This is a genomic window from Dactylosporangium sp. NPDC000521, from assembly GCF_042898305.1.
GTDB lineage: Bacteria > Actinomycetota > Actinomycetes > Mycobacteriales > Micromonosporaceae > Dactylosporangium.
The window spans coordinates 172390-189148 of the sequence record NZ_JBIAYW010000004.1 but is presented as its reverse complement, the minus strand read 5'-3'; the positions used below and the strand labels follow the sequence as shown (position 1 = coordinate 189148).

Sequence of the window (16759 nt, the reverse complement as noted above, 5' to 3'; positions counted from 1 at the left end):
GGCGTGGTCCAGTTCGGGAGACCACGCCGGGGCGCCTCGCTGTCACGGTGCTCGGACCGGCGTCTCGGGCGTCTCGGGCGTCTCCGGCGTCTCCGGCGGTGGACCTGACCCGTCGTGAGGGTCAGCCGGTGAGGTGGCGGCGGACCCGGGTGACGGCGGCCGTGGCGAGGCCGGCGACAGCGAGCGCGCCGAGGCCGAGCAGGGCGAGGACGCCGGTCCGGGGCTGGTGTCCGCCGCGGGTTTCGGCGGTGGCCGCGGCGACGACGGCGGTGCCAGTTGTACCGTTCGGCAGGCCGAGCAGTCCGCCGAAGCCGTTGGCGGTGTGATGCTGGGTCGCGGTGCTTGCCTGGGCGGTGTCGCGGCCCTTGTCGGCGCCGGAGAGCCAGCGCGTCGAGTCCTGCGCGGTCCGGTGCCGCGCGGCGCGGTTCGAGGTTTGCGCGGCCCGGTTCGGGTGCTGGGCGGCGGCGTTCGCACCCAGCGCGGCACCGTTCGCGGTCTGTGCGGCACCGCCTGCGGCCTGCGCGGCACCGCCTGCGGTCTGTGCGGCGCCGCCTGCGGTCTGCGCGGCACCGTTCGCGGTCTGGGCGGCAGCGCTTGAGGTCTGGGCGGTGGGGTTCGAGTGCTGGGCGGCGGCGCTGGCATCCAGCGGGGCGCCGTTCGCGGTCGGGGTGGCGCCGTGCGTGGTCTGGGCCTTGCCGGTCGAGGCCGGGGTGGTCTGGTGCGGGTCGCGGGCGGGTCCGGTGGCCGGCGCGGCGCCGGGTGTGATCGCCTGGGTGGCGGCGGAGCCGGCGACCGTGACCGGGGCGGACATGGCGCTCAGGACCGAGCTGCGGGCGCCGGAGCCCGGGACGGCGATCGCGCGGACCGCGAACGTGTATGTCGCGCCCTGCGTCAGCGACGACACGATGCAGCTGGTCGCGGCGTTGGTCCTGGTGCGGCAGTGCTTCGTGGCGTCCTCGAGCGCGGTGGCCTCGAAGTGGTCGACGATGCCGGTCTCGCTGATGTTGACCTTCCACGAGATCTTCAGCGACGTCGGGGACTGGGGGGTGACCGTGACCGCGGTCGGTGCGGCGGCCACCTGCTGCACGGGGGTCGCCAGGGCGGTGCCGCCGGGGCTGGACGGAGACCCGGCGGGCGCCTTGCGCGGGGGCTTCGCGGTGGTCTTGTGCGCGGTCTTGTTCCGTTGCGCTTTCGCCTTGGCCTTGGCCTTGGCCTTCGTGGCGGTCCCGGTGGAGCCGGCCTTCGACTTCGGGGCGGCCTTGGTGGTGCCGGTCTTCGGCTTCGGGGCTGCCTTGGTGGTGCCGGTCTTCGACTTCGGGGCGGCTGCGGCCGTGCCGCCCTTCGCGGGCGCGGGGATCTTGCCCATCTTGCGGTCGTTGGCCTCCCGGTTGCCGCCGGTCGCGTGGACGCCGTGACTGCGCACCTCGGCGCCGCCGTCCGGGCTCGGGTGGTTGAACTGCCCGGGAGCCGCGAACGCCGTGCCTCCGGTCGCGCCGACGACGACGATGCCCGCGGCCGCCAGCACGAGACCGGCCCGGGCGGCGCGGGCGGCCTGGGCGGCCCGGGCGGCGCGGACGGCGCGGCGGGCGGGGCGCGGCACGGATCTGGTCACCACGGGAACGGTCCCCTCTGGAGCATTCTGGACAATTGCCTACCTAACGCAATGTAGCGACTACTCGGCGTGTCCGGGCGACATTCGCTGGTGGTGCTGTGACAGTTGAGCGGATCCGGGTTGATCGGCCGATCCGGGTGGTGGCGTCGCGGCGATACGCTGCCGCCGTGACCGTGCCCCCCGATGACCGGCGGCCACCCGCACCCTGGCCCCCGCCACCGGGTCCGCAGCCCTGGACACCCCCGCCGGCACCGACGCCGCAGCCACCGCAGGCGCCGCAGCCACCGACGCCGCAGGCGCAGCCGCATCCGTTTCCGCCGCCGCACCACCTGCCGCAGCGGGGCAACGCGCCCCGTGGCGGGGGCGTGCTGCCCTGGGTGGTCGGCGCCGCGATCCTCGCCGTCCTCGCGCTCCTCGTCGGCGCCGTCGTCGTCGTGGTCCGCCTCGGGGGACGCGGCGACGACGACCCATCCGTGGCGGCCCCGGCGACCACCGCGGCGCCCGCCGCCACCGCGACGTCACCGGCGGCGACGGGCGAGGCCACGCCGCCGCGGCTGCCGGAGCGGCCCGAGGCGTCGACGCCGCCGGCGCTGCCGGAGCTCGCGACCCGGCCGGTGACCGAGGAGGGCACGCTCAGGTCCGGGACCACCGGCACCGGCACCGCGGTCACGTTCGTCAACACGCGCAAGGACGCGGTCACCGTGTACTGGCTGGACTTCGACGGCAAGCGCGTCCGGTACCAGCACATGCCGCACGACACGTCGTACACCCAGCAGACGTATGCGAGCCACGCGTGGCTGGTCTGCGGCTACGACGAGACGCCGCTGCTCATCGTCGTCGCCGCCGCGCAGCCGGGGCGGGTCACGATCCGGTAGCGGCCGCAACCCGGGCCACGTCCCGGCGGTCCAGACCAGCATGAGACGCATCGGACTCGGACTGCTGGCAGTGGCCCTGCTCGCCGGCTGCGGCGGCGACCCGGCCGCGGCACCGTCCACGGGCGCCACCACCTCCGCACCGCCGGCGGCGCCGAGCCCGACGGACCGGCGCTGCGCCGACCCCGAGCTCAACGACAAGCAGGTCGCGTTCCCGGGCAACGGCGGCTTCCTGACCGGCGTGCTGCTCGGCGAGGCCACGAGCAAGACCGTGCTCGTCCTCGCGCCGCAGGCCAGCGCCGACGCGTGCTCCTGGCTGTCCTGGGCCAAGCAGGAGGCCGCCGCCGGCTACCGCGTCCTCGCGCTCGACTTCGCTGGTGAGGGCCGCTCCCAGCGCGGCGACGGGAGCAAGCCGTCCGCCGACGTCCTGCGGGCGGTCGCGTACACCCGAACACTCGGCGTCCAGAAGGTCGTCCTCGTCGGCGCGTCGCGCGGCGGCACCGCCTCCCTCGTCGCGGCGGCCTCCGCCGAGCCGCCGGTGACCGCCGTGGTGAGCCTGTCGGCGCCCGCCACCTACGCGGGCGAGGACGCCGCCGCCGCGGCGCCCCGGATCACCGTGCCCGTCCTGTACGTCGCGGCCACCGGCGAGACCTCGTTCGCCGCCGACGCCCAGGCGATGTACGGCGCGACCACCGACCCGCGCCGCCGCGTCGCCCTCGTCCCGGGCAGGCTGCACGGCACGGCGCTGCTCACCGTCACCGCCGACGGCACCGCCGAGGCCACCGCGGCCGTCACGGAGTTCCTGCGGACCAACGCGGCCCCGTAAACCCTGGCGAGTCCCTGCGGGCCGGCGCGACCCGGTACAAGTCCCTGCGGGCCGACGCGACCCGGTACAAGTCCCGGCGCGTTTCCTGAAGGGCCGGCGCGACCCGGTACAGGTCCCGGTGAGCTCCTGATGGGCCGACGCGGCCTGGTGCAAGTCCCGGGCGGGTGGGATCACCTGACCCATGCGGCCCGGGACACGGGACCGGCACGCTCGACGGCATGACCAACGCAACCGTGCCGGACCGCTCCGCGGCGGCCGTTCAGACATACACCGCGCCCCGCAGAGGCTGGGCGCTCACCGGCGCGATCGGCGGGCTCGCCGGCGCCATCGGCATCTTCCTCGGCGCGGACCTGACCGCCGACGTCGGCGACGGCATCAAGGACAACGCGCAGCTCGTCGCGGCGATCGTCGCGCACCGCGAGCTCGTCTGGGTGTACCAGGTGAGCAGCGTGATCGTCGCGGTGTGCCTGATCGTGTTCGCGGCCGGGCTGCGCCGGCACCTCGCCGTGCAGGAGCCCGCCGGCAGCCTCGTGCCCGGGATCGCGGCCGCCGGCGTGGGGCTCGTCGCCGTGGCCGCGTTCATCGGCGGCGGCATCTGCACCGAGCTGTACTGGGCGCTCGGCGAACCCGACCGCTGGGACCCCGACACGATCGCCGCGTTGATCGAGGTCTACAACACGATCAGCTGGCTGTGGGCGGGCGCCGGGATCGCCGCCGCCGCGGTCGCCGTCGGCGGGTTCCGGCACGGCTCGGCCAGCAAGTGGCTCGCGGGTGTGAGTGTCGTCCTCGCGCTGCTCGTGGCCGCGACGCAGGCGTTCCCGGTGCAGTACGCGTCGCTGTTCCCCGGCGCGCTGTGGGTGTTCGTCGCCGGCCTGGCGTTCGGGCTGCGGAAGAATCGTTAGGGTCTGAAGGCGATGCACCGTGCAGCCTGGGCCACCCTCGCCGTCGCGGGCGTGGCGGTCTGGCTGGCGATGGCCAACGGCGCCCCGCTCGCCGGCGTCAGCCATCTGTTCGCCGTCTCCGCCTGTACGGTGGCCGGCGGCCTCGTCCTGCGGCAGCGGCCGGCCAACCCGTTGGGCCGGCTGCTGCTGCTCGGCGCCGGGTGTTTCGTGTTCCTGGAGGCGTTCGGGCAGTACGCGATCCGCGGCCTGCCGGGTGCGACCGCGGCGGCGTGGCCGCAGACCTGGCTGTGGGCGCCCGCGAACCTCGCCCTGGCCGCGGTACCCGCGTTCTTCCCCGACGGCCGGCGGACCAATGCACCCGGCCGGTGGATGCGCCGGGCGCTGTGGACGGTCACCGCGCTCGGCGCCGCCGCGGCCGTCACCGGCGCGCTGAGGCCGGGGCACAACGACCAGGTCGGGCCCGACGGGCTGCCCAACCCGCTGGGCGTGGCCGCGTTCGGCGGCGTCGCACCGGTCGTCGAGGCCGTGTTCACCGCGGCCGCGGGCCTGCTGTTCGTCGCCGGCGCGGCCGGGGTCGTCGCCGAGGCCGTCACCGCGACGGGAGCCAGGCGCGCGCAGGCCCGCTGGCTGGCGTACTCGATCGGCCTCGTCGCGCTCGTCGTCGTCGGCCGGCTCGTCGCCGGGCTCACCGACACCCACCCGGACAAGATCTGGCCGGCCGGGAACCTCTGGTGGGACCTCGCCGGCAGCGTCTCCCTCGCGCTCGTCCCCGCCGGGATCGGCGTCGCCGTGCTGCGGCACCGGCTGTTCGACATCGACCTGCTGATCAGCCGCACCGCCGTGTTCGTCGTGCTGACCGGCGGCGTCAGCTGCGCGTACCTCGTCATCGTCGGCTACCTGGGTGCCTCGTCCGTGGTGGCCGCGGTCGCCGCCGCCCTCGTCTTCGGCACGGCCCGCACCTGGGTCCAGCGCCGGGTGAATCTCCTGGTGTACGGGGAGCGCGACGACCCCTACACGGTGCTCACCAGGCTCGGCGAACGGCTCGCGCAGACCCAGGATCCGCTCGCGGTCCTGGCGACGAGCACCGCCACGGTCCGGGAGGCGTTGCAGCTGTCGTACATCCGCATCGACGCCGACGGAGGGCGCTCCTACGAGATCGGGACCCGCCCGGCGGAGCCCGTCGAGCTGCCGCTCGTGGCCGGCGGCGTCACCGTCGGCACGCTGCTGATCGGCCCGCGGCCGGGAGAGCCGGCGCTCGGCCCGCGCGACCTGCGGCTGCTCACGGACGTGGCCAGGCACATCGGCCCGGCCGTGCAGGCCGGCCGGTTCGCCGCCGACCTGCAGCGCTCCCGCGAACAGCTCGTCCAGGCGCGGGAGGAGGAGCGCCGCCGGCTGCGCCGCGACCTGCACGACGGCCTCGGCCCCACCCTCGCCGCGCTCACGATGCGCGCGGAGACGGCCCTGGCGGTCGGCGCGGACGCGGCGGAGCACCTCTTGGAGGAGATCGTCCGGGACGCGGAGACCGCCGTCGCCGACGTGCGCCGGCTCGTGGAAGGCCTGCGCCCGCCGGCCCTGGACACGCTCGGACTGCGCGGCGCCCTCGTCGCCCACCTCGCCGGCTGGCCGCCCGGCGGGCCGCGGGCCGGCGTGGACGCCGCCGACGACCTGCCGGCGCTGCCCGCCGCGGTGGAGGTCGCGGCGTACCTGATCGCGGTCGAGGCGCTCAACAACGCCCGCCGCCACGCTGGCGCGACCACGGTCCGGCTAGCGTTGCGGATGGACGGCGACCGGCTGTGGCTGTCGGTCACCGACAACGGCCGGTTCGCGACGAACGGCGCGGGGGTGGGCATGCACTCGATGCGCGAACGCGCCGACGAGCTCGGCGGCACCCTCGAGGTGGCGGCGACCGACGACGGCACCACCGTCACCGCCACCCTGCCGATCGGAGGTCCTGTGTGAACGCGCCAGTCCGGGTGCTGATCGTCGACGACCATGCGCAGTTCCGGACCGGGCTGCGGGCGTTGCTCGCCACCACCGGGGAGATCGAGGTCTGCGGCGAGGCGGCCAGCGGCGAGGAGGCCCTTACCGCGCTCGCCCGTGCGCAGCCGGATGTCGTGCTGCTCGACCTCGCGATGCCCGGCATGGGCGGGATCGTCGCGACCCAGCGCATCCTGGAGGCCAGCCCGCACGTGCGCGTGCTGGTGCTGAGCATGGCCGACGACGACGATTCGGTGTTCGCCGCCCTGCGCGCCGGGGCTCGCGGGTATGTGCTGAAGGGCGCCCGGCGGGTGGAGATCATCCGCGCGGTGAAGGTGGTCGCCGACGGCGAGGCGATCTTCGGCCCGGCGATCGCGACCCGGCTGATGGGCTACTTCGCCAACGTCGACCGGGACCCGCCCACCCCGACCATCCCCGGCCTGACCGCCCGGGAGCACGAGATCCTCACGTTCGTCGCGCAGCACATGACGAACCCGCAGATCGCGCAGCGGCTCGGGCTGAGCCAGAAGACGGTCCGCAACCACGTCTCCAACATCTTCGCGAAGCTGCAGGTCGCCGACCGTGCCCAGGCCATCGACCTGGCCCGCGAGGCCGGTCTGGGCTGACGGGCGCCGCACCGGACCCTCACCGTTCCCTCGAACGGCGGCGCGCCCCGTGCACGATGCCCCGAGGCGCCTATCCTGCAGCGGTGGACTGGCTCGATTACCTCGGCTGGGCCGGCTCGGCGGTGCTCGTCTGGTCGCTGTCCCAGGCCCGTCTCCTGCGCCTGCGGGTGCTCAACCTGATCGGGTCCGTCGTCCTCGTCGTCTACAACGCCGCGTTGAGCGTCTGGCCGATGGTCGGCCTCAACGCGGCGATGACGGTCATCAACACCTACCACCTGTACAAGATGCTGCGGACCCGCCACGACGAGGCCACCTACACCGTCGTGCAGGTCGGCACCGACGACACCTTCCTCGCCCACGTCCTGCGCGTGCACTGGGCGGACCTGGCGAAGTTCAACCCGGCGTTCCGCTTCGACGACAACCCCGACCGCGCCGCCTTCCTCATCACGCGTGCCGACGAGGTCGTCGGCGTCCTCTTCCTGCGCCCCGCCGACGGCCCGGACGCCGAGGGTGTCGCCCAGATCGAGCTCGACTACGTCACGAAACGGTTCCGCGACCTCAGCCCCGGCGAGTTCGTCTTCCGCAGCAGCGGCCTGCTCACCAGCCGCGGCTACCGCCGCGTCCGCACCCCGCCCGGCATGGTCGCCCCGTACTACGGCCGCCTGGGCTTCCACCGCGTCGGCGACCACTACGAGCTGGAGCTCCCCTCCGCCTGAGCATCGACCACGCTCTCCGCCTGTCAGGCTTCGGGCTTCGGGCTTCGGGCTTCGGGCTTCGGGCTTCGGGGGAGGGAAGCCGGGCTGCTCGGCCTGCGCACCCGGTGGCTCACCTTGGAGATCGGCGCGCCGCTGCCGCAGGCCCTCACCGTCACCCAGCTCACGGCCGTCATCGGCCACGCCGCGCACCGGTTGACCGCCCAGGCCACCACCGACGCCGCCCAGCTGGACGCCAACCGCCTGCTGGAAGCCGCGGGCGGCGACACCGGCACAGTGCTGCGCCTGCTGTTCGAGGGCCGCCCGCCGCTCGGCGCCGGTCGCGGTGTGATGGTGGCCGGTTGCCTGGTATGCGCGGGCCGGGTCAGGAGGTCCTGGGGGCGGGGAGGCCGGCGGTTTCGGCGGTGAGGCGGGCGTGGCCGTCGAAGAGGGCGTCGCGGCCCTCCTCGGTGATCCAGTCGAAGTGGCCGTAGGCCTCCAGGGCGGCGAAGCCGTGCAGCGACGACCAGGCGTGCAGCATGGCCTGGAAGGTCTCCGCCGAGACCGGCACGCCCGACTGCTGGTGTTTCTGATCGGCGCACGCGGCGACGGCGGGGTGCACGTCGCGCAGCCGGGGCCGGCCGAGCACGCCCAGCGCCTGGGCCTCGAGGAACAGCGACGACAGCTGTGACATCGCTCGCTGGGCGGCCTCCGTGGTGGGGCCGTCGACGGGGGCGGCGTACCCGGGCAGGGGCATGCCGAGGATCAGGGCGAAGCGCTGCGGATCCTGCCGGGCCCACTGGCGGTACGAGCCGGCGACCGCCAGGAACCGGCCGCCCACGTCGTCGGGGGGGACCGCGTCGCGGGCCTCGGCCACGCAGCGGCCGAGGTCGTCGTACGCGTCGGCGATGAGGGCGCTGAGCAGCTCGTCGCGGTCGGCGAAGTAGCGGTAGAGCGCCGGCGGCGTCATCTCCATGGCCCGGGCGATGTCGGCGAAGCGGATGTCGACGGTGCCCTGCTCGCGCATCTGGGTGAGGGCGGTGAGCTTGATCTCGTCGATGGTCGCCGCGCGCGCCTTCTCCCGCCTGGGTGTGTTCATGGGTCCTCCTGATGACCGTTCCGTTAAGCATCGTTACAGAAGTGAAGGCGCTTGACAAGCGACGGGTCGTCATGTTGGTTAATAGGCGTAACGCAACTGACGCCAGTTCACTGCTGAAGGCAGGGGATCATGACCGACCTCCCGAACCCAGCGCTCGGCCCGCTCGGGCGGCTCGCCCGGGTGGCGTACCGGCGACGTGGCCGGACCGTCGTCGCGTGGGTCGTCGCGCTCGCCGCGGCGTTCGCGCTGTCCAACTTCTTCGGCGGCGACTTCGCCGCCGACTACTCCGCGCCCGGCTCCGACTCCAAGGCCGCGACGCGGCTGCTCGAGGAGCGCTTCACCAGCCAGTCCGGCGCGACCGTCTCGGTCGTCGTGCGGGCCGACAACGGCGTCGCCGGCGTGAAGAGCGACGTGCAGGCGCTGCTGGCGAAGCTGGCGGCCGCGCCCCACGTCGCGGGCGTCGCCGACCCGTTCGCCGCGCCCGGCGGGATCTCGCAGGACGGCCGGACCGCGGTCGCCGACCTGCGCCTCGACGTGGTCAACCCCGACGACATGCCGGTCGAGGACAGCCAGCGCCTGATGGACATCGCCGCCGAGGCGCGCCACGCGGGGCTGACCGTCGCGCTCGGCGGGCAGAGCATCCAGCGCGCCGAGCAGGGCGAGATCGGCTCCGAGGGCATCGGCCTCGCCGCCGCCATCGTCATCCTGCTGCTGATGTTCGGCTCCGTGATCGCCGCCGGCCTGCCGGTCCTGGTCGCCGTCGCCGGGCTCGCCGTCAGCGCCACGCTGACCGGGGTCCTCATCCGCTTCGTCGACGCGCCCGACTGGTCCACGTCCCTCGCCACCATGATGGGCATCGGCATCGGCATCGACTACGTGCTGCTGATGGTCACCCGCTTCCGCGAGTGGCGCGCCGCCGGCCTCGACCCGGAGGCGGCGACCGTCGCGACGCTCGACACCGCCGGCCGCTCCGTGATGGTCGCCGGCAGCACGGTCATCGTCAGCATGCTCGGCCTGTTCGCGATGGGCCTGTCGTTCATGCGCGGCGCCGCGCTCGTCACGATCCTCGGCGTCCTCGTCACGCTGGTCGCGAGCGTCACGCTGTTCCCGGCGCTGCTGGGGTACCTCGGCCGGCACGTCGACAAGCTGCGCCTGCCGCTGCTGCGCCAGGGCGCCGTGACGGTCGCCGCCGGCGGGCACGTCGAGCCCGGCAAGGGCTGGCTGCGCTGGAGCGGAATGATCCAGCGGCACCGCTTCGTCTCCGCGTTCCTCGGCGTGGCGATCCTGCTCGCGCTCGCCGCACCGTTCCTCGGCGTCAGGTTCGGCTTCCCAGACGCGGGCAACAACCGCGCCGAGACCACCACGCGCCAGGCGTACGACATGGTCGCCGAGGGCTTCGGCCCGGGCGCCAACGGCCCGCTCGTGCTCGCCGTCGAGCTGCCCCGCCCCGGCGACCGCACCGCGCTCGACAAGCTCGCCGCCGCCCTCCCCGGCGTCAACGGGGTGGCCGCCGCGATGCCCGCGCAGGTCAACCAGGACGGCACCGCCGCGGTCATCACGGTCCTGCCGCGCACCGGCCCGCAGGACGCCCGCACCGAGGACCTCGTCGAGCGGCTCCGGGACATCCTGCCGCAGACGGTCGCCGGTACCGGCGCCGACGTCCACGTCGGGGGGATGACGGCCACCGCCATCGACAGCACCGCCAACATCGCCCGGCGGATCCCGCTGCTGATCGGCGGCGTCGTCCTGCTGTCGATGCTGCTGCTCCTGGTGTCGTTCCGCAGCGTCGCGGTGGCACTGAAGGCGGCCGTGATGAACCTGCTGTCCGTTGCCGCCGCGTACGGCGTGGTCGCCCTCGTCCTGCAGGGCGGCTGGGCCGGCAAGCTGGTCGGCATCGACACCGAGACGCCGCTGCCGGCGTTCGTGCCCGTGCTGATGTTCGCCGTCCTGTTCGGCCTCTCCATGGACTACGAGGTCTTCCTCGTCAGCCGCATGCGCGAGGTCTGGACCCGCACCGGCGAGAACGCCCGCGCCGTCACCGACGGCCTCGCCGGCACCGCCCGCGTCATCACCGCCGCGGCCGCCATCATGATCGCGGTGTTCGCCGCCTTCATCCCCAGCCCCGACCTGGTCCTGAAGGTCATCGGCGTGGGCATGGCGTCCGCGATCTTCCTCGACGCGACCGTCGTCCGCCTCCTGCTGGTCCCGGCGGCGATGCACATCCTCGGCCGCGTCAACTGGTGGATGCCGGCCTGGCTGGGCCGCCTCCTGCCCGAGCTGCACGTCGAGGGCAAGGCCCAGGACCACCTGCCGGCCGAGCACAAGGAGCTGGCGACGGCCACCGCCTGACAGCGGATGCGCGAGACCCCGTGCGGCGCCCGCACGGGGTCTCAGCCCTTGGTGGAGCCCAGGGACAGGCCGGCGATGAAGTGCTTCTGCAGGGCGACGTAGACGACGAGCGTGGGGATCGCGGCGATGAGGGCGGCCGCGGCGATCATGTTCTGGTTGGCGACGAACTGGCCCTGGAGGTTGGCCAGGGCGGAGGTGACGGGTCGCTTGTCGCCGGTGGAGATGAGGGTGATGGCCCAGAAGAAGTCGTTGTAGATCCAGGTGGTGAGCAGCGTGGCGAGGGCGGCGAGGGCGGGGCGGCACAGCGGGAGGGTGAGCCGCCAGAACCGGGTCCAGACGCTCGCGCCGTCGACGACAGCGGCCTCGTCGAGCTCGTGGGGGAGGGTCTTCATGTAGTTGCTGAGGACGAAGACGCAGAACCCGAGCTGGAAGGCGACGTTGATGGCGATGAGGCCGACGTACGAGTTGTACATCAGGCCGCTCTCGCTGACCCAGTGGGGCAGCGGGATCGCCAGGTACAGGCGGAACAGCGGCGTGATGATGACCTGCTGCGGCAGGAGGTTGCCCGCGGTGAACAGGATGAGCAGGGCGAGGTTCCAGCGCAGCCGCAGCCGGGCCACGACGTAGGCGAACGCCGAGGCCAGGAACAGCGTCAGCACCACCGCCGGCACCGTGACGATCAGCGAGTTCAGGAAGAAGCGCCACATGTCCGATTGGGTCCACGCGGCGCGGAAGTTCGACAGCGTCAGGCCCGACGGCAGCGAGACGTAGCCGTGCGCGTTCGTGTCGGCGATCGGCCGCAGCGCCACGTACAGCGCGAACAGGATCGGCGTCAGCCACAGCGCGATCATCGCGATCATGAACGCCTGGGACGCCACACGCCACGGGCGGCGGGTCACGATCGGGCCTCCTCGCGGCGGAACGCCTGGTACAGGAACAGCGTGATCGGCACGAGCGAGATGACGAGCAGGATGACGCCGAGCGTGGAGCCGAAGCCGATCCGCTGGGTCTCGCCGACGATGTTCTGGGTGACGGCGACGGACAGCAGTTCGAGGCCTTTGAGCGGGTTGCCGCCGGAGGTGATGTACACGAGGTCGAAGGCGCGCAGTGACTCGATGACGGTGACGACCATGACGACGATGTTGATCGGGCGCATGGCGGGGAACACGACGCGCCAGAAGGTCTGCCAGGCGGTGGCGCCGTCGACGAGGGCGGCCTCGCGCAGCGCCGGGTCGACGGCCTTGAGCCCGGCGAGGTAGAGGATCATCACGTACCCCGCCTGCCGCCAGCTCGCCTCGACCAGGAGGGCCCACAGGTTCAGCGACGGGTCGCCGAGCCAGTCGATGAGGTTGTCGTCGCCGGTACGGTCCAGCAGGGAGTTCACGAGGCCGAAGTTCGGCGAGTAGATGAGCTCCCAGATGATCCCGATCAGGGCGAGCGACAGCATCACGGGCAGGAACAGGATGCTCTGGTAGATGCGGGAGCCGCGGATGCCACGGTCGATGACGACGGCGAAGAGCATCCCGAGCGGCGTCGCGAAGCACACGAAGACGAGCAGCCAGATGATGTTGTGCTGCACGGCCGGCCAGAAGTCCGGGTACGTGGTGAACGCCTGCTCGTAGTTGCGGACGCCGTACAGGCAGCCGGGCTGCGGGATGCCGGGCGCCGACGGCAGCGAGTCGCAGGACTGCAACCGCACACCGCCGACGCCGGTCCACTTCGTGAACGACAGCCCGACCGACGCCAGGGCCGGCCCCCAGATGAGGAACGCCTCCAGCAGCAGCGGGATGCCGAGCATCGCCGCGATGACGAAGCCGTCGCGGCGGGTGAGGAGACGACGACGAGGCCGCTTCACTTGGTGAAGATGGTTTTCGCCTGGTCCTCCGCACTCTTCAGGATGGAGGTGACCGTGCCCGGGCTGGGGTCGTCGATGAACGTCTGGATCAGCTTGATCATCGCGGTGGCCATGTCGGGGACCGTGTCACGGTCCATGAACTGCGACACGTTCTTGCACTTGGCGATCTCGGCGACGGACTTCCTCTGGATCTCGTTGTAGGTCGGCGCGACGAGACCGTTGGCGAGCCCGACGTCCCAGTGGTCGTTCTGCAGGAAGCTGGTCTCCGCCTCGGGGGTGCCGATGTACTGGAGGACCACCTTCGCGGCGGCCGAGTTCTTGCCCTTCTTCGGCAGGATGAACCCGTCGGTCGGGGCGTCCATGTAGTACTGGCCGTGCTCGGGGTTGATCGCCGGGTAGGGGAAGAAGTCCAGGTCGGCGAGGTTCGCCGGAGCGTAGTTGGCGGCGACCTGGTTGGACCCCTGGAACATCATCCCGGCCTGCTTGTTCTCCAGGGTCTTGGCCGCGTCCTGCCAGGTCCTTCCGTTGGCGCCGTTCTGCACGTACGGCATGAGCTGCCGCCACTGGTCGAACACCGCCGCGACCTTCGAGTCGGTCCACGGCACCTCGTGCTTCATCAGCCGCAGGTGGAAGTCGTAGCCGTTGATGCGCAGGTTCAGGATGTCGAACGTGCCCAGCGCCGGCCAGCCGTCCTTCTCCGCGAACGCGATCGGCACGAGACCGTCGGTCTTCATCTTCTGGCACAGCGCGATGAACGCGTCCCAGGTCGTGGGCACCTGGTAGCCCTTCGCGGCGAAGACGCTCTTGTTGTAGAAGACGACCCACGGGTAGTTGTACAGCGGCACGAGGTAGTAGTGCCCGTCGATGCCCTTGGAGAGGCTTCTGGCGGCGTCGTTGAACGTGCCGCCGATCTTCTCCCACACGTCGTCGATCGGCGTGAGCAGCCCCTGCGCGGCGAAGAACTGCAGCCGGTACCCGGCGAACCAGGTGGCGAGGGAGTCCGGCGTGCCCTGCAGGTAGCTGCTGATGTTGTTCTGGAACGTGTTGTGGTCGGTGGTGTTGACGGTGATCGGCACCTTCGTCGACGAGGTCGCGGCCGCGCACAGTGCCGCGAACGCCTGCTTGGTGGCGTCGTCGGAGTAGTTGGACCCGAACGTGATCGGGTCGGTGGGGGCGCCTGAGTCGGGCGCCTTGCCGTCGTCGTCATCGCCGCAGGCGGCGAGGAACGTGGGTGCTCCGAGGAGCGCGGACGCGGCGGCGAGGCCTCTGAGCGCGGAGCGGCGGGAGAGTCGGGCGTCTGTCATGTTCGCCTCCGGGCGGGATTCGGCGACCAGCAGCAGGAGAGGAGCGACCAGCGGCGGAGAGAGGAGCGACCAGCAGCGGGGGTGCAGCGACCAGCAGGGGTGGCGAAAAGCAACAACTTCCAACGCGGATGCTCATAAGCCATCACAGCAAAGCCGGTCGATGTGACACTTGTCAAGCATTGATCGGCATCGTGATCTCCCAGGCTGTGTTCACCTCCGTTCGCAGGAAGTTGGGGTGGCTACTCCCAGCCGGCTCCGAGGTTCGTCCGGTGCCCTCATCTGCGTGCGACTGAGCTTCGACCAGGCGGGGCACGCGCTGCGAAGCGGCGGGCGCCGCTGCCGTACGGGAGCGCCCGCCGCCTCTGCGACGGGCGCGTAATGGTGGAGGGGACAAGGTGTCGGTGAACGTCGAGGGCGGCCGCGACCTGTTCGACGCGACCGTCGCGCACACCCTGAAGCTCACGTTCCGCGACGCGGACTACCAGCGCATCCCCGACGCGTACTTCGACGAGGGGGAGAAGGAGTACCTCGAGGCCGACCTCGTGATCGACGGCGTCCTGGTGCCCAGCGTCGGGATCGGCCTGAAGGGCAACTCCACGCTCGGCGGCCTGACCAGAAACGGTCAGACCCGTCCGGGCGGCTTCCGCCCCGGCGGCGGCGCGCAACTCCCCGGCCCGATCCCCGGCGGCGGGCCGGACCCGGGCGGCGCGCAGATCCCGGGCCCGATACCAGGCGGTGGGCAGCGCGGTCCGGCCTTCGGAGGCGGCGGCCCGATGGGAGGGCGCGTCACGCTCAAGGCGGAGCAGCCGGAGACCCTGCCTGGCTGATCAATTTCGACACGGACGTCGACGGCCGCCGCTTCCAGGGGCGCCGGGAGATCGCGGTCCGGGTCGCCGGCATGGGCGGCGGATCCGCGGTGCTCAACGAGGCCCTCGCCCTGGATCTGCTCAGGTCGGTGGGTGAGCCGGCGCAGCGCTACGCGTACAGCAGCTTCACGGTGAACGACCGCCCCACACCGCCCGACTTCGACGACATGGCCGGCCCCGGCCGCAACTACTACCTGTGGCTGGACACCGCGACCGGCCGGTTCCGCGTCGTGGCCTGGGACCACAACCTCACGTTCGGCGGCGCCGCGGACCAGGGCCCGTTCGACGCCGGCCGGATGGGCGGGCGGATGGGCGGCCACCGCCTCAAGGAGCGGGCGCTGGCCGGTCCCGCGTTCAAGGTGGTGTACGAGCGCGCCTACCGCGACCTGTACCGCCGCCTCTACGCGGGCGCGCAGGCGTTGTCCACACTGGACTCGATCGTGAAGGTGCTCGGCACCGTCGGCGGCAGCGACCCGGCGGCCACCGCGTCGGACGCCGAACGGCTGCGGACCCTGCTCGTGGCCCGCACCCAGAGCCTGGCGGAGCACCCGGTCATCACCGGCTGAGCAGCTGCTGACCGGCGTCGGCGCCCTGGTGCGGATGATCAGGAGGGATCCGGCGTGGCCCACTCCTGCCACGCGCGGAATACGGCCGGCAGCTCCGGGTGGCCCGCGTCGGCCAGGTGCACCAGCTTGTGCCTGGTCATCGCCATCCCGAGCTGGACGCCGTCGGGCAGGTCGGCGCCGCCGGCCAGCGCCGCGACGACCCCGGCAGCGTAGACGTCCCCGGCGCCGGTCGCGTCGACGACCCGCTCCACGGGCACCGGGTGCTGCGGGTGGAAGCGGGCCCGCAGCAGCGGCCCCGACCGCGTGAACGTCGTGACGCCGGCGGGGCGCTTGACGTGCACGACCCGCCCCGGCCGGCCGACCCGCAGGATCCGGTCCGCGGCCCACGTGTCGTCGCCGGTCGTCCCGAGGGCCTGCAGCTCCCGCTCGTTGAGCAGCACGTGGTCGGCCATGGTGGCGAGCGCGGTGACCGGCGCCGACCGGCTCGCCGTCCACACGTGCCCGGGGTCGAACGACAGCACCGTCTCCGGGCTGCGCTCCCGCACCGCGGCGAGCACGTCGGCGAGCACCACCGGTGTCTGCTGGTCCAGGAACGACGTCACGTGCACGATCCTGGCCGCCGACAGGTACTCCACGACCGCCTCGAACTCGACCTCCAGGTGCGCTGCCATGCGGTCGTTGGCGCCGGGGTGGACCAGCAGCGTCCGCTCCCCGTCCTCAACCAGCGACAGGCACACGCCGCTGAGCTCGCGGGGCTCCTCGCGCAGCATCCCAGTGTCGACGCCGAGCCCGCGCAGCCGCGCCGCGATCGGGGTGCCCGGCACCGGCAGCCGGCCGGCGACGCCGACGTAGCCGAGCCTGAGCCCGGCGCCGATGTGCGCGAGCGCGTTGACCGTGTTGTACGCGGACCCGCCGACGGCGACCCTGACGGACGCGCCCTGCACCGTGCGCATGGCGGCGTCGACCGTCGCCGCGCCGACCCTGGACTCCGCGCCCCAGTCGACGGAGCCACGCACCAGCGCCTTCGCGGCCGGTGACACCGGGGCGATCGAGTCGAGGTTGAGCGCCCCGACCCCGACGACGTCGAACCTGAACCCCACCTGACTCCTCAGCCGGCCACAGTCTGATGCTCCCCGACCCGGGTCGGCGACGCGGTGTCGGACTCTCCGGCCGCCTCACCGTGAAACGGCACGTGTGCTGCCGCCCATCCGCC

At 72.7% G+C, this 16759-nt stretch carries 16 protein-coding genes; 10 read left to right on the top strand and 6 right to left on the bottom strand.

Annotated features, from left to right (window positions below; all coding sequences use genetic code 11):
• Positions 1 to 121 precede the first annotated feature (121 nt).
• On the bottom strand, positions 122 to 1612 hold the full coding sequence (locus ACFY3L_RS15000; RefSeq protein WP_389322993.1) for a fibronectin type III domain-containing protein: 1491 nt from the start codon (positions 1610 to 1612) through the stop codon (positions 122 to 124).
• Between the two features lie 167 nt (positions 1613 to 1779).
• On the opposite strand from ACFY3L_RS15000, the gene ACFY3L_RS14995 reads away from it, so the two are divergent.
• The 7 genes from ACFY3L_RS14995 (at position 1780) to ACFY3L_RS14965 (ending at position 7936) form a co-directional block, all read left to right on the top strand.
• Positions 1780 to 2487 carry a hypothetical protein gene (locus tag ACFY3L_RS14995; protein WP_389322991.1) on the top strand — a complete coding sequence of 236 codons (708 nt, stop codon included), beginning with the start codon at positions 1780 to 1782 and terminating at the stop codon, positions 2485 to 2487.
• A gap of 40 nt (positions 2488 to 2527) precedes the next feature.
• Positions 2528 to 3310 carry an alpha/beta hydrolase gene (locus tag ACFY3L_RS14990; protein WP_389322989.1) on the top strand — a complete coding sequence of 261 codons (783 nt, stop codon included), beginning with the start codon at positions 2528 to 2530 and terminating at the stop codon, positions 3308 to 3310.
• Between the two features lie 218 nt (positions 3311 to 3528).
• Positions 3529 to 4212 carry a hypothetical protein gene (locus ACFY3L_RS14985; RefSeq protein WP_389322987.1) on the top strand — a complete coding sequence of 228 codons (684 nt, stop codon included), beginning with the start codon at positions 3529 to 3531 and terminating at the stop codon, positions 4210 to 4212.
• A gap of 12 nt (positions 4213 to 4224) precedes the next feature.
• On the top strand, positions 4225 to 6171 hold the full coding sequence (locus ACFY3L_RS14980) for a sensor histidine kinase (RefSeq protein ID WP_389322985.1): 1947 nt from the start codon (positions 4225 to 4227) through the stop codon (positions 6169 to 6171).
• Positions 6168 to 6815 carry a response regulator gene (locus ACFY3L_RS14975; RefSeq protein ID WP_389322983.1) on the top strand — a complete coding sequence of 216 codons (648 nt, stop codon included), beginning with the start codon at positions 6168 to 6170 and terminating at the stop codon, positions 6813 to 6815. The genes ACFY3L_RS14980 and ACFY3L_RS14975 overlap by 4 nt, the downstream gene beginning before the upstream one ends.
• Positions 6816 to 6871: 56 nt before the next feature.
• On the top strand, positions 6872 to 7531 hold the full coding sequence (locus ACFY3L_RS14970; RefSeq protein WP_389322981.1) for a YgjV family protein: 660 nt from the start codon (positions 6872 to 6874) through the stop codon (positions 7529 to 7531).
• 114 nt (positions 7532 to 7645) lie between these two features.
• Positions 7646 to 7936, top strand: coding sequence for a hypothetical protein (locus ACFY3L_RS14965; protein ID WP_389322979.1), 291 nt, complete (start codon positions 7646 to 7648; stop codon positions 7934 to 7936).
• On the opposite strand, the gene ACFY3L_RS14960 is transcribed toward ACFY3L_RS14965, so the two are convergent.
• The gene (locus ACFY3L_RS14960; RefSeq protein WP_389322977.1) at positions 7893 to 8606 is read right to left on the bottom strand and encodes a TetR/AcrR family transcriptional regulator; all 714 of its coding nucleotides are present in this window, start codon (positions 8604 to 8606) and stop codon (positions 7893 to 7895) included. The two genes, ACFY3L_RS14965 and ACFY3L_RS14960, sit on opposite strands and share 44 nt — an antisense overlap.
• A 129-nt stretch (positions 8607 to 8735) precedes the next feature.
• Here ACFY3L_RS14960 and ACFY3L_RS14955 point away from each other — a divergent pair, with 129 nt between their 5' ends.
• The gene (locus tag ACFY3L_RS14955) at positions 8736 to 10955 is read left to right on the top strand and encodes an MMPL family transporter (protein ID WP_389322975.1); all 2220 of its coding nucleotides are present in this window, start codon (positions 8736 to 8738) and stop codon (positions 10953 to 10955) included.
• Positions 10956 to 10996: 41 nt separating this feature from the next.
• On the opposite strand, the gene ACFY3L_RS14950 is transcribed toward ACFY3L_RS14955, so the two are convergent.
• From ACFY3L_RS14950 to ACFY3L_RS14940, 3 genes are read right to left on the bottom strand one after another with little or no spacing between them, the layout of a single operon-like run.
• The gene (locus ACFY3L_RS14950; RefSeq protein WP_389322973.1) at positions 10997 to 11854 is read right to left on the bottom strand and encodes a carbohydrate ABC transporter permease; all 858 of its coding nucleotides are present in this window, start codon (positions 11852 to 11854) and stop codon (positions 10997 to 10999) included.
• Positions 11851 to 12810: a carbohydrate ABC transporter permease gene (locus tag ACFY3L_RS14945; protein WP_389322971.1), complete on the bottom strand. Its 960-nt coding sequence runs from the start codon at positions 12808 to 12810 to the stop codon at positions 11851 to 11853. The genes ACFY3L_RS14950 and ACFY3L_RS14945 overlap by 4 nt, the downstream gene beginning before the upstream one ends.
• Positions 12807 to 14114, bottom strand: a complete 1308-nt coding sequence (locus ACFY3L_RS14940) for an ABC transporter substrate-binding protein (protein ID WP_389322970.1) — start codon at positions 14112 to 14114, stop codon at positions 12807 to 12809. The genes ACFY3L_RS14945 and ACFY3L_RS14940 overlap by 4 nt, the downstream gene beginning before the upstream one ends.
• A 401-nt stretch (positions 14115 to 14515) precedes the next feature.
• Between ACFY3L_RS14940 and ACFY3L_RS14935 the strand changes: the two genes are divergently transcribed.
• Together ACFY3L_RS14935 and ACFY3L_RS14930 are read left to right on the top strand one after the other, a co-directional pair.
• Positions 14516 to 14941, top strand: a complete 426-nt coding sequence (locus ACFY3L_RS14935) for a hypothetical protein (RefSeq protein ID WP_389322968.1) — start codon at positions 14516 to 14518, stop codon at positions 14939 to 14941.
• Between the two features lie 71 nt (positions 14942 to 15012).
• On the top strand, positions 15013 to 15546 hold the full coding sequence (locus ACFY3L_RS14930; RefSeq protein ID WP_389322966.1) for a CotH kinase family protein: 534 nt from the start codon (positions 15013 to 15015) through the stop codon (positions 15544 to 15546).
• Positions 15547 to 15584: 38 nt separating this feature from the next.
• Here ACFY3L_RS14930 and ACFY3L_RS14925 read toward each other — a convergent pair whose 3' ends face one another.
• Positions 15585 to 16646, bottom strand: a complete 1062-nt coding sequence (locus tag ACFY3L_RS14925) for a carbohydrate kinase family protein (protein ID WP_389322964.1) — start codon at positions 16644 to 16646, stop codon at positions 15585 to 15587.
• Between the last annotated feature and the right edge of the window lie 113 nt (positions 16647 to 16759).